Consider the following 11,895-nt stretch of genomic DNA (forward strand, 5'->3'; position numbering starts at 1 on the left):
CATCAGCTCCAGGACGTCCGGCTCGCCGAGCCCCGGGGCGGGCCGTTCGGCGGTGACCGCGCCGTCGCGCAGCACGGCCACCCGGTCGGCCACCGAGAGGACCTCGCGGATGCGGTGCGAGATGAGCAGCACGGCGGTGCCGGTCTCGGTCAGCCTGCGCACGTAGGCGTACAGCGACCGGGCGGCGTCCGGGCCGAGCGACTCGGTCGGCTCGTCGAGGATCAGCAGGTCGAGCCGGTCCACCAGGCAGGCCCGGGCGATCTCCACCATCTGGCGGCGGGCGAGCGACAGGTCCTCCACCCGGTCGCGCGGGGAGACACCGTGGCCGGGGAACATCTCGTCGAGGCGGCGGCGCACCGCGTCGCTCGCCGCCCGCCGCCACCCCAGGCGGGGCAGGCAGTGCCGCGAGGACACCCACATGTTCTCCGCCACCGTGAGGTCGGGGCACAGCGACGTCTCCTGGTAGGCCATCCGCACCGACCGGAAGTCCTCGGCGGACGCCCTGCTCCCGTGCACGAGGACCGTGCCCGTGTCGCAGGCCTCAAGCCCGGCGAGCACGCGCATGAGCGTGCTCTTGCCCGCGCCGTTGTGACCGACCAGCCCGAGCACCTCGCCCGCGCGGACCTCCAGGTCCACGCCCGTCAGGGCCCGGGTGCGCCCGTACGCCTTGGTCACGCCCCTGGCGGTGACGACGGGCGGCCGGGCGGCCGGTCCGGTGTCCGTCTCCGGCGGCGCCGTGCCGCCGGCCGGGAGATTGTCGACGTGCATGCCCGGTCTCCTCCGTCTCCTCCGTGCCGTGGTCGATGTGCAGCCGGGTCAGCTCGCGGCCGACGGGATCGGCGGCTGGACCGGCTTGCCGCCGGTCTTGACGGCCTCGACCTGCTGCCGGAACAGCTCCTGGGTCCACGGCCAGGCGGCGTATTCGTCGGGCTTGAGCACCGAGGCCCAGGCGTCGCGGTCCTTCTGCTCGATCAGGACGATCGGGAAGGTCATCTGCTTGGGCACGTCCTTGCCGCCGAGCAGGTCCAGGGCCTCCCAGAGGGCGGCGACCGACTGGCCGGGGTCGGACATGACCGCGACGGAGCCGTTGTCGATCTTGTTGTCCCGCCAGTAGCTCAGCGCGCGGCCGTTGGTCTCGAAGTCGACCGCGGGCACGGGCTTGCCCGCCGTGGCGAAGGCCTGGGCCACGCCGTAGCCGTCGCCGCAGCCGATGACGCCGTCCACCTTCGGCACGCTGGACAGCACGCCGAGCACGGCCTTCTGCGCGGTGGCGCCGTCGCACATGCCGGTGACCGTCGCCACGGTCTTCACCCCGGGATAGTCCGCGAGGATCTTCTTGGTGGTGTCGAGCATCTCGGCCTCGGGCTGGGAGCCGACCACGCCGCGGCTCACGATGACCGAGCCCTTGCCGCCGATGCCCTCCAGCAGCGGCTTGGCGGCGTACGTCGCCCAGTCGACGAAGCTGTTCTGCAGCACGTGGGCGCAGGGCGCGTCGATGGCGGAGTCGAAGACCACGACCTTGACGCCGGCCGTACAGGCCTGCTGGATCACCGGCTGCAGCGCGGTCGGCGAGGCGGGGTCGATGAGCAGCGCGTCGGGCTTCTGCAGCAGCAGGCTCTTGATCTGGGCGACCTGCTCGGTCGCCGAGTTCTCGCCCGGCGCGTTCACGACCTTGTACTTGCCGATCAGCCCGTCGGTCTTGGCCTGCTCGGCGGCGGCCTCGAACTTGGCGATCATCGTCTGGCGCCAGCCGTTGCCGATGAAGCCGTTGCTCAGCGCGATGAAGGGCTTGTCGCCGCCGCCCGCGGACCCGCCGGCGGCGTCCGCGGTGGCACTACCGGAGCCGCCGGAGCCGCAGCCCGCGGCCAGTACGGCGAGAGCGGAGATCGCCGCGGCGGAGGCGGCGCGCCAGGGCCGGCGTGTGGGGCGCATGTGCATGGTGTCTCCAGACAGAGCGGGTTCGCGAGGGGGGAGAGTCGGCGTGAAGGCTTCGCCCGATCGGCCTGTCATTACAGGCCTGTAGTGACAAGCAAACTAAGCGGGCGTTACGGGCGTGTCAAGAGCCTGTTTTCGGTCACTTGGGACTGCCGCCGACGGATAATCTTGGTTACAGCCGGGCCCACTTGTAGTTACAGGTTCGAGTGGGGCATTCTGCTGCGGTGCCGCCGAGGAGGTTCCCGTGACGATGACCTATCCGCCTCTCAACCGCGACGGGGCGGAACCGCTGTGGATGCAGCTCATGCGGGCGTTGCGCGCGGAGATCGAGAGCGGCGTGCGGGGGCCCGACCAGCCGCTGCCGTCCGAGGCCGAGCTGAGCGACCTGTTCGGGGTCTCCCGCACGGTCGTCAGGGAGGCGCTGCGCGAGCTGGTCCAGCAGCGCCTGATCTACAAGGTAAAGGGCAAGGGGGCCTTCGTCGCACCCCGCAAGACCGAGCTGAGGTTCGTCGGCTCGATGTCCGGGTCCGCCGACGACCTGCGGGAATCCGGGCGCCGGGTGACCACGCAGACCGTCCGGCAGGCGCTCGGCGAGGCCGACGAGCGGGAGGCCGCGCTCCTGCGGATACCGCTGGGGGAGCAGGTCGTCCGGCTGCGCAGGCTCCGCCGGGTCGACGGCCAGCCGTGGCTGCTCGTCGACACCGCCCTGCCCGCCCGGCTCGTCCCCGGGCTCGAACGCGCCATCCTGGAGAACCAGTCGCTGTACGACGTGCTGCGCCGCCGGTACGGCATCGAGCCTGCGGCGGCCGACCGCTGGATCGAGGCGGTCTTCCCCAACCGGGAGGACGCGGCCCTGCTGGAGGTGTCCACCTCGACGCCGCTGCTCGGCATCGAGTCGGTCGCGTGGCTGGAGGACAACACCAGGTTCGAGGCCTACTACGCCCTCCACCGCAGCGACCAGACGCGCTTCTACGTCGGCATCCGCTGAACCGCGCGAGGGCACCGGCGGGGTCCGTCGATCGCGGTCATCGACCGGGGAACCGCTTGTGAACCCGTGGCCGGCAACAGGTTGAGACCAGTTTCCGGTCACCCACTGATATCGCCTGATCTGGCGGCGATGCTGGTGCCGTGGCGCACCGGTTCAAGAACCTCGCGAGGTCGAAGGCGCTCAGAAGGCTGAAGAGCCCGTGGGTGCTGGGCGTGGGGGCCAGCATCGGCGCGGGGGTGCCGCCCCTGGTGGTTCCGGCGGGGTGGCCGCTGGTGTGGCGGGCCCTGATCGCGGCCGTGGTAGCCGCTCTGGCGGGGGCCAGCGGATCCTACTTCGGCGTGGTGCTGACCCGGGCCGAGAACGCGGTGGCGGCGATCGACGCACTGCACGCGTTTCTCGACCCGTTGAGCCCGCCGTGGCCCCACTCCCCGCAGGACCCGGCCGGTGGGGAGCGCGGCGTGTTCGAGTTGCTGCTGCCGGAGTCCTGCCCGACCCCGTTCTGGGGGCGCCGCGGCGAGCGGGACTGGTGGTGGGCCTGGTGCCACGAACCGGCGATATCGGACCTGTTGGTGGTGGACGGGCCGGGCGGCTGCGGCAAGACCCGGCTGGCGTCGCGGGCCGCCGAGGAGGCCGCCGCGGCCGGGTGGGTGACCGGCTGGCTGCGCGAGGGCAGGGCCGCCGACCTGGTCGACGCGGCCGCGGCTGTGACCGGTCTCCGGGTGCTGGTCCTGGTCGACAACGCCGACATCCGATCAGACCTGCCGAGCCTGTTGGGCGCGCTGGCGCGGTATCAGGGGCGGACCCGATTGCGTGTGGTGCTGATCGCCCGGCACGGCGCCGAACTCGGTCAGGCGCTGCAGAGCCGGATCCCCGAGCGCCACGCTCTGCTGGTGAAGAACGCGCCGGTGATGTCGCTGCGGCCGCTGGGCGAGACCTCCGACCTGATCCGCTGGTACGGCGAGGCCGTACGCGCGTTCGCGTCCGCGCTGGCAACGCCGGCGCCTCCGGTCTCGGACACGATCGCGCCGGTCCGGGAGGGCCAGACCATGGTGGAGGTGCTCGCCCAGGCCATGGTGACGGTGCTCAGCGGAGCGTCGCCGACCGGCTCACCCGCGCCTCTCGGCGAGGTCGCCGAGGTGCTGTTCGAGCACGAGGCGCGCTGGTGGCGCGGCACCGCCGCACTGGACCGGTGGGGGATCGGCCCGGTCTCCGACCTGGTGCTGGCCCGGGTCATGGCCGGCCTGGCGCTGTTCGCCCCCGCCGACGAGCCGGCCGCGATCGGGGTGCTGCGGCGCATCCCCGAGCTGGCCGACGCGTCCGTCGAACGGGTCGCCAACCTGGTGCGGTGGGCCCACGCCCTGTACCCGGGAGGAGGGGTGCGGATCGGCCCGAATCTGCTCACCGATTGGTTCGTCACCGTCACCCTGACCCGCACCGAGGGTGACCGCGACTTCGCCCGCCACCTGCTGAACGACCCGGCTGAGGATCAAGCGTGCCGGATCCTGACCGTGCTGGCCCGTGCCGGAGAACATCACCCGCCCGCCCGCCTGCTGTTCGAGCGACTGCTGGGCGGCGACCCGGTACGGCTGGCCCGCCACGCCGTCTACGCCGCCCTCACCACCGCGACGAACCGCGGCGAGCTGGACCACACCACCGCCACCGCTCTCGCCGCCGCCGACCTCGACCCCGACACCACCACCCTGCTCCTCCGGCTCACCCCCGCCTACGCCCTGCCCCGCTGCGCCCTCATACTGACCCGCCGCCAGGTGCACCACACCCGCGCCACCGGCACCCCACTCGACCTCGCCCACGCCCTGATCGATCTTGCAGGAGCGTTGGAACGGATGGGCGAGCATCACGAGCAACTGCGGGTGGCGCAGGAATCGACCGACCTGTGGCGTGGGCTCGCGGCCCGCGACCCCGCCAATCGACCTCACCTCGCCCGCGCCCTGACCGCCCTCGCGGCCGCGTTGCACCATGTGGGCGAGCTCCGCGAGGAGGTGCGGATGGCGCGGGAGTCGGTCGCGTTGTGCCGCGCTCTGGCGGACGACGACCCCGCCTACCAACCCGACCTTGGCCGAGCCCTCGGCAACCTGTCGGTCGCGTTGGATGAGGTGGGAGAGCATCACGAGCAACTGCGGGTGGCGCGGGAAGCGGTCGCCTTGTGCCGCGCTCTGGCCGGAGACGACCCCGCCTCCCGGCCTGTTCTCGGCCGATCCCTGATCAGGTTCGCGGTCGCCTTGGGGCGACGAGGTGAGCACCGTGAGCAGCTGCGGGTGGCGCGGGAAGCCGTCGTGCTGGGCCGCGTTCTGACCGAGGACGACCCCGCCTATCGGCCCGACCTCGGCCGATCCCTGATCGACCTCGCGGTCGCGCTGGGCCGGGCGGGCGAGTATCGCGAGGAGATGGAGGTGGCGCGGGAGGCGGTCGCGCTGTACCGGGAGGTGACCGACGACAACCCCGCTCATCGGCCAGACCTGGCCCACGCGCTGACCAACCTCGCATTCGCGCTGAACTCGGCCGGTGAGCGGCACGAGACGCCACAGGTGGCGCGGGAGGCGGTCGCGCTGTACCGGGAGCTCGCCGCCCACGACCCCGAACTGTTCCGGCAGGCCTACATCGACAACCGCGCGACCTTACGGCGACTACTCCCTCCACACAGTGACGAAGACGACATCACCTTCGGCCTGTGAACAACGCTCCCGCCCGCTCACAGGCCGCCGAGCTGCGCCGCCGCGCGGATGGCCAGCCACACCTCGGCGAAGTCGCCGGTCGCCGACAGGTCGCGCCCGGTCAGCGCGCCGAAGCGGCGCAGCCGGTACGACAGCGTGTTGGGGTGGACGTGCAGCGCCCGCGCGGCGTCGTCGATGCGGCGGTCGCGCTCCATCCACGTCCGGACCGACGCGATCAGGTCAGATCCGTGTTCGGCGTCGTATCGCAGGACGTCGCCGAGCACGTGCTCGACCAGGGCGGCCGAGCACGCCCACGTCGTCGGGCAGCCACCGGCCCGTGGTGTCCTCGCCGTAGCCGACCAGCGGCCTGCCCGCCTCGGCGGCGCGGGAGGCCGCCCACAGCGCCTCACGCTGGGCGACGCGCAGCGACGATCCGGGCGGCAGGGGACGGCTGACGCCGGCCGCGATGCCGGGCACCGCCTCCAGTTCCGCGGTGGCGACGGCCGCCGCCGTCAGCACGTACAGGTCCCGGTGGCGGCGGAGCATGAGGTGCGGGTGCTCGCCGAGGGCCTGGACGACGGCGTCGTCGGCGGCGTCGCGCACCACGAGGAGCACGACGTCGCGCTCGGGCGGCAGGCCCATCAGGTCGAGCCTGCGCCGGGCGGTCTCCGGGTCGAGCACGTCCTGCAGCAGCTCGGCCAGCGTCTCCGCGCCCTGGCGGCGCAGCGTCTCGCGCTCGCTGCGCACCATCGCCACCCGCAGGGCGGCGACGGTCGCGATGTGCTGGACCACGGCGAGCCCGGCAGGACGGGCGCCCTCCCGCTCGAAGGCGACCAGGAACCCGGCCGGCCCGCCGGGCGCGGGCACCGGGAGCGCGAACCCGCCGGGGATCGTCGGCGGGGCGTCCGCCGAGGCGGGCAGCCGTACGGACGGCGGGGGCGCCGGCACGCCCGGCAGCAGCGGGCGGCCCTGCGGCGTGCTCAGGTAGATCTCGTAGCCCGACAGCCGTTCGAGCCGCCGGAACAGCCCGGCCGTGTCCAGCCCCTCGGAGGCGAGCCAGCGCAGCGCGCCGAACACCTGGAGCTGCGCCCCCAGCCGCTGGCGGGCGTCCTCCTGCACGGCCGCCGCGACCTCCTGCGCGATCGCGATGAACGGCACGGCCAGCGGCACCTCGAGCACCGGGAACCCCCGCTCCTCGGCGGCGTCGAGGAAGGCCCGGCGCAGCGGGGGGACGTGCAGCCCCGCGCTGAGCGCGAGCGCGGCCACCCCCGCGTCGTCGAGCCGCTCCAGGTACGCGCGCTGGGCGGCCGCGCTCTTCGGCACCCCGATGCCGGTCGTCATGATCACCTCGGCCCCGAGAAGCCAGGGTGTGGGGTCCTCCAGCTCGCTCACGTGGGCCCAGGAGACCGATCTGCCGAGGCCGCGCTCGCCCGCCAGCACCTTCAGTTGCAGCGCGGGGGAGCGCAGCAGGTCCTCCACGGTGTTGTGCGCGTCCACGACGGCCAGCGTATTTGCCGTGATAGCGCTAGTTGTCCTGATTCAGGGGGTCAGGGCACACTCGAGCGATCTCTCCCTCACTTGGAGGAACGCATGAGTCCGATCGTCGTGGTCAGTAGGGCGGTGCGGCCGTGACGCGGGTCGCCGTGGCGCAGCTTCCGCTGCGGGTGGGCGAGCCGGAGGCGAACCGGGCCGCCGCCGCGCAGGCCGTCGCCGAGGCCGCCGCGGCCGGGGCCCGCCTGGTCGTGCTGCCGAACTGGTCAACAGCGGATACGTCTTCACCGGCGCCGAGGAGGCCAGGGGCCTGGCCGAGCCGGCCGAAGGCCCGACCGTCACGGAGTGGGGACGGCTGGCCAAGGACCATGACCTGGTCATCGTGGGCGGGTTCTGCGAACTGGCGGACGGCCTCGTGCGCAACAGCCAGGTCATGGTCGACTCCACCGGGACCAGGGCCGTCTACCGCAAGGCCCACCTGTGGCACGACGAGCAGGACGTGTTCGCGCCCGGCGACGCCGCCGCTCCCGTGGTGGACACCGCGCTCGGCCGGATCGGCATGATGGTCTGCTACGACCTGGAGTTCCCCGAGTGGGTGCGGGCGGTGGGCTTGGCCGGGGCCGACCTGCTGGCCGTCTCCACCAACTGGCCCGTCTCGCCCGTCCCGGCGGGGGAGCGGCCTGTGCTGGTCGCCTACGCCCAGGTGGCCGCGGCCGCCAACCGGATGTTCGTCGCCGTGGCCGACCGCTGCGCCGCCGAGCGCGGGGTGGGCTGGGTGTGCGGCACCTCGGTCATCGGTCCGGACGGTTATCCACTGGCGGGGCCCGTGCTCAGGGACGGGCCGCCGTGCTGGTGGCCGACTGCGATCTGGCCACGGCCAGGGACAAGGCCACCGGCCCGCGCAACGACGTCCACCGCGACCGGCGGACGGATCTGTACGAGATCTCGCGCACGCGCTGAACTGTTCTCGAGAGACCGGGGCCTCGACAGACGGGGCCGGCTCTCTTCGTGGCCTACGATCTGATCGGCCCGCGCGCGCCCGGAAAGGCACGGAGAAGCCCGGAGAAGCCAGGAGAAGCGATGATCGTCGATCTGTCGGTGCCCGTCGTGAGCGGCATGCCCGTCTACCCCGGAGACCCGGAGGTGGAGATCGCTCCCGCCCTGACGGTGGCGGCCGAGGGCGTGAACGTCCTCGGCCTGCACCTCGGGTCGCAGTCCGGCACGCACGTGGACGCGCCCTACCACATCGACGACGCGCTGCCCACGCTCGACGCCCTGCCGCTGGAGCGGTTCCTCGGCCCGGCGGCGGTCCTCGACGCCCGGGGCCTGCCTCCGCGCGCGCCGATCACCCCCGCGATGCTCGCCGCGGTGGCCGGGCGGCTGGGCCCGGGGACCGTTCTGCTGGTCGCGACGGGCTGGGACGAGCACTGGGGCACGCCCGGCTATCTGGCCCACCCGTATATGGAAGCGGAGACCGCCCGCCGGATCGTCGCGGCGGGCGTGCGGACCGTGGGCGTCGACACGCTCAGCGTGGACCCCACTCCGGCTCCCGCCGATCTGCCCGCGCATCGCGTGTTGTGCGGCGCGCACGCCGTCATCGCGGAGAACCTGCGCGGCCTCGGCCCGCTCCTGGAGGCCCAGGCCGCCGGCCGTCCCATCGAGGTCTCCCTGCTGCCGCTGCGCCTGTCTGGAGCCGACGGAGCCCCCGTACGCGCCGTCGCCCGCATCGGCTGCCACCGGTCCGAGGCTCAGCCGGTCACCGAGATCGTCCAGTAGGGCTGGCATCTCGAACCGAACACGCCGGTGTCGCATCCCTTGACATTCCAGCGGTAGCCGCTGTTGGTCCGCAGGCGGGTCCACGCCTTGCCGCGGTTGCCGCCGATGAAGTCCTCCTGCCCCCCGTTGGGATCCGCGGCGCTGGTCCAGCGGACGAGGAACTTGTCCCAGAAGCGGTCGGTCGACTTCCAATCGAAGTAGGCGTATCCGTTCGTGGAGTAGGCGGCCACCACGAGCTTGGAGCCGTTCTTGGGAGACCAGGCCATCTGCCCGCGCACGAACGACTGCCTGCGCCCGGCCCAGCCGACGCCGTTCATGTAGACGTCGGTCTCCTGCGTCGTCGGACAGCCCAGCTTGCCGTTCGCGCCGCCCAGCTCGGCCCACCGTGCGCCGATCAGCCCGTACGGCGTGATCGCGCAGCCGGTGGCGGCGTGCGCCGGTGCTGCGACGACGATCGTCCCCGCGAGCGCGAGGCCGGCAGTGATGGAAAAGATCATGCGTCTGCTCATCGAGCACGCTCCCAAGGAGTCAGACCCGCCCCTCTGCTCGCGCGGGTGCCGCGCTCCTGTGGTACGCCCGCCCACTTATCAACCACTTGAGCGCCGCTTGCGCCGGAGCCGATGGCCGCGACGTCTTCCTGCGGCGGTCGCGCTCCCTGGAGCCCACCGCCACCTGGCTGCGCCGCCTGCGGCGCTGCGGATTCACGCCCAGCAGGCTCGCGGTCACCGGGGACCTGGCACGGGTGCTGACGGCGCCGCCGGACGTCACCCTCCGGGTGGAGCCGGACCACGTCCGGCTCGGCTACCGGGACGTGCCCCTGCTGGCCGTGATGACGGCCGTCCCGGACGCCGGCGTCAGTGCGTGCCCCAGGAGTAGGTCTGCTTGTGCAGCTTGAGGTAGACGAACGTCTCGGTCGCGCGCACGCTGGAGATCGCCCGGATCTTCCCCAGGATCTCCAGCAGGTGGGTGTCGCCCTCGCAGACCACCTCGACCATGATGTCGACCGAGCCGGCCGTGAGCACCACGTAGTCGATCTCGGGGATCTGCGAAAGTTCGTCGGCGACCTGCTCCAGGTCGCCCTCGCACTTGATGCCGATCATGGCCTGGCGGGGGAAGCCCAGGGTGAGCGGGTCGGTGACGGCGACGATCTGCATGACGCCGAGGTCGAGCAGGCGCTGCACGCGCTGGCGCACCGCGGCCTCCGACAGCCCCACCGCCTTGCCGATGGCGGCGTACGGCTTTCGCCCGTCCATCTGAAGCTGCTCGATGATCTGCTTGGAGATCTCGTCGAGCACGACCGGCCCACCCTTCGCGGCAGCCGCGCGAGCCTTTGGCGGAGTCGTCATCCTCGGGGGGTGTCCTCTCTTGGCGGGCTTCGGCCGCCGTAGCGACCTGGTGTTACAGCACCGTTTTTGACATGTTGCGATCGTGGTCTGACATGTTGTCAGCTCCGTCGCTCACGTCAAGCGATTTCGTAGCAATTTGGTATCTTAGCGACGAAATCCCTTGTCGTAGGCTCTTTCCTCTGCCAGAGTCGCGACAACTCAGCCACCACCAGGAGGTCAACGGTGACCACCCGTCTCCAGAACTTCGTGAACGGGAAGTTCGTCGACGCCGCGAGCGGCCGTTTCTCCGACGTCGTAGACCCTACGACGGGGGAGGTATACGCCCAGGCACCGGTGTCGGGTCAGGAGGACGTCGACGCCGCGTACGCCGCCGCAACGGCCGCCTTCGAGACGTGGGGCCAGACGACGCCGGGCGAGCGCGCGGCGCTGCTGCTGAAGGTCGCCGACGCGATCGAGGCCCGCGCCGACGAGATCAACGAGGCCGAGTGCCGCAACACCGGCAAGCCCCGCGCCCGCATGGCCGAGGACGAGACCCCGGTCGCCGCCGACCACTTCCGGTTCTTCGCCGGCGCGGCCCGCACCCTTGAGGGCCCCACCGCCGGAGAGTTCCTCGCCGACCACACCTCGGTGATCCGGCACGAGCCGATCGGCGTCATCGGCCAGGTCACGCCGTGGAACTACCCGATGATGATGGCGGTGTGGAAGATCGCCCCCGCTCTCGCGGCCGGCAACACGATCGTGCTCAAGCCGTCAGACACCACCCCGGTCTCCACGCTGAAGCTGGCCGAGATCCTCGGTGACGTCCTTCCGGCGGGCGTCTTCAACGTCGTGACCGGCGACCGGGAGACCGGCTCGCTGGTCGTCGGCCACCCGGCCGCGAGCATGGTCGCGATCACCGGCTCGGTCGGCGCGGGCATGTCGGTCGCCAGGACCGCCGCCGAGGACCTCAAGCGCGTCCACCTGGAGCTGGGCGGCAAGGCCCCGGTCGTGGTCTTCGAGGACGTCAAGGACATCAAGGCCGTCGCCGAGGCGATCGCCGGGGCGGGCCTCTACAACGCCGGCCAGGACTGCACCGCCGCCTGCCGCGTGCTCGTGCAGGAGAGCATCCACGACGAGTTCGCCGCGGCGCTGGCCGAGGCCGCCGCCGCCACCAAGCTGGGCGGCCTCGACGTCGAGGACGCCTACTTCGGGCCGCTGAACAACGCCAACCAGCTCGCCCGGGTCGAGGGCTTCTTCCAGCGGCTCCCCGAGCACGCGAAGGTCCTCACCGGCGGTGCCCGCGTCGGCGACAAGGGCTTCTTCTTCGCCCCGACCGTCGTGGACGGGCTGAAGCAGGACGACGAGATGGTGCAGGACGAGATCTTCGGTCCCGTCATGACCATCCAGACGTTCACGGACGAGGCCGACGCGCTGGCCAAGGCCAACGGGGTCCGCTACGGCCTGTCCGGCTCGGTGTGGACCTCCGACCACGGCCGCGCGATGCGGATGTCCAAGCGGCTCGACTTCGGCGTGGTCTGGGTCAACACCCACATCCCGTTCGTGTCCGAGATGCCGCACGGCGGCTTCAAGCACTCGGGCTACGGCAAGGACCTGTCCGTCTTCGGCCTGCACGACTACACCCGCGTCAAGCACGTCATGCACTACATCGGCGAATAGGTACGTCCGGCTCCGGCCGGACGCCTATCGA

At 72.0% G+C, this 11,895-nt stretch carries 12 protein-coding genes; 6 read left to right on the forward strand and 6 right to left on the reverse strand.

Annotated elements, in window-relative coordinates; all coding sequences use genetic code 11:
• The coding region (locus B1L11_RS36025) for an ATP-binding cassette domain-containing protein (protein WP_143737786.1) at positions 1-768 on the reverse strand (768 nt) is incomplete at its 3' end.
• Between the two features lie 48 nt (positions 769-816).
• Positions 817-1,932 (reverse strand): ABC transporter substrate-binding protein, encoded by a 1,116-nt coding sequence (locus tag B1L11_RS36030; RefSeq protein ID WP_256863189.1) that lies wholly within the window; start codon positions 1,930-1,932, stop codon positions 817-819.
• Between the two features lie 253 nt (positions 1,933-2,185).
• Between B1L11_RS36030 and B1L11_RS36035 the strand changes: the two genes are divergently transcribed.
• Complete coding sequence (locus B1L11_RS36035) at positions 2,186-2,923, forward strand: GntR family transcriptional regulator (RefSeq protein ID WP_079319797.1); 738 nt, start codon at positions 2,186-2,188, stop codon at positions 2,921-2,923.
• Positions 2,924-3,063: 140 nt separating this feature from the next.
• Entirely contained in the window at positions 3,064-5,616 is a 2,553-nt protein-coding gene (locus B1L11_RS36040; RefSeq protein ID WP_079319776.1) for a tetratricopeptide repeat protein, read from the forward strand.
• A 17-nt stretch (positions 5,617-5,633) separates the two neighbouring features.
• Here B1L11_RS36040 and B1L11_RS52805 read toward each other — a convergent pair whose 3' ends face one another.
• Positions 5,634-5,879: a helix-turn-helix domain-containing protein gene (locus B1L11_RS52805; RefSeq protein ID WP_256863190.1), complete on the reverse strand. Its 246-nt coding sequence runs from the start codon at positions 5,877-5,879 to the stop codon at positions 5,634-5,636.
• Positions 5,836-7,092 (reverse strand): PucR family transcriptional regulator ligand-binding domain-containing protein, encoded by a 1,257-nt coding sequence (locus tag B1L11_RS36045; RefSeq protein WP_256863191.1) that lies wholly within the window; start codon positions 7,090-7,092, stop codon positions 5,836-5,838. Before B1L11_RS36045 ends, B1L11_RS52805 begins: the two co-directional genes overlap by 44 nt.
• 304 nt (positions 7,093-7,396) lie before the next feature.
• Between B1L11_RS36045 and B1L11_RS36050 the strand changes: the two genes are divergently transcribed.
• On the forward strand, positions 7,397-8,110 hold the full coding sequence (locus B1L11_RS36050) for a nitrilase-related carbon-nitrogen hydrolase (protein ID WP_256863193.1): 714 nt from the start codon (positions 7,397-7,399) through the stop codon (positions 8,108-8,110).
• Positions 8,111-8,166: 56 nt separating this feature from the next.
• Positions 8,167-8,862: a cyclase family protein gene (locus tag B1L11_RS36055; RefSeq protein WP_079319777.1), complete on the forward strand. Its 696-nt coding sequence runs from the start codon at positions 8,167-8,169 to the stop codon at positions 8,860-8,862.
• Here the strand turns inward: B1L11_RS36055 and B1L11_RS36060 are convergent.
• Positions 8,835-9,359, reverse strand: a complete 525-nt coding sequence (locus B1L11_RS36060; protein WP_179155486.1) for an LGFP repeat-containing protein — start codon at positions 9,357-9,359, stop codon at positions 8,835-8,837. The genes B1L11_RS36055 and B1L11_RS36060 overlap by 28 nt on opposite strands.
• A 98-nt stretch (positions 9,360-9,457) precedes the next feature.
• On the opposite strand from B1L11_RS36060, the gene B1L11_RS45985 reads away from it, so the two are divergent.
• A complete protein-coding gene (locus B1L11_RS45985) occupies positions 9,458-9,757 on the forward strand; it encodes a hypothetical protein (RefSeq protein ID WP_143737787.1) in 300 nt (99 codons plus the stop codon).
• Here B1L11_RS45985 and B1L11_RS36065 read toward each other — a convergent pair.
• Positions 9,717-10,208 (reverse strand): Lrp/AsnC family transcriptional regulator, encoded by a 492-nt coding sequence (locus B1L11_RS36065; RefSeq protein WP_030511698.1) that lies wholly within the window; start codon positions 10,206-10,208, stop codon positions 9,717-9,719. The genes B1L11_RS45985 and B1L11_RS36065 overlap by 41 nt on opposite strands.
• Before the next feature lie 222 nt (positions 10,209-10,430).
• On the opposite strand from B1L11_RS36065, the gene B1L11_RS36070 reads away from it, so the two are divergent.
• The gene (locus B1L11_RS36070; protein ID WP_079319779.1) at positions 10,431-11,864 is read left to right on the forward strand and encodes a gamma-aminobutyraldehyde dehydrogenase; all 1,434 of its coding nucleotides are present in this window, start codon (positions 10,431-10,433) and stop codon (positions 11,862-11,864) included.
• The last annotated feature ends 31 nt before the right edge of the window (positions 11,865-11,895 follow it).

The sequence above is a fragment of the Microbispora sp. GKU 823 genome (assembly GCF_002027145.1).
GTDB lineage: Bacteria > Actinomycetota > Actinomycetes > Streptosporangiales > Streptosporangiaceae > Microbispora > Microbispora siamensis.

What these genes read in the sequence shown, in the direction of transcription:
- B1L11_RS36035 (WP_079319797.1), top strand. Translation starts at nt 2,186, where the DNA reads ATGACCTATCCGCCTCTCAACCGCGACGGGGCGGAACCGCTGTGGATG.
- B1L11_RS36030 (WP_256863189.1), bottom strand. Translation starts at nt 1,932, where the DNA reads ATGCGCCCCACACGCCGGCCCTGGCGCGCCGCCTCCGCCGCGGCGATC.
- B1L11_RS36055 (WP_079319777.1), top strand. Translation starts at nt 8,167, where the DNA reads ATGATCGTCGATCTGTCGGTGCCCGTCGTGAGCGGCATGCCCGTCTAC.
- B1L11_RS36065 (WP_030511698.1), bottom strand. Translation starts at nt 10,208, where the DNA reads ATGACGACTCCGCCAAAGGCTCGCGCGGCTGCCGCGAAGGGTGGGCCG.
- B1L11_RS36060 (WP_179155486.1), bottom strand. Translation starts at nt 9,359, where the DNA reads ATGATCTTTTCCATCACTGCCGGCCTCGCGCTCGCGGGGACGATCGTC.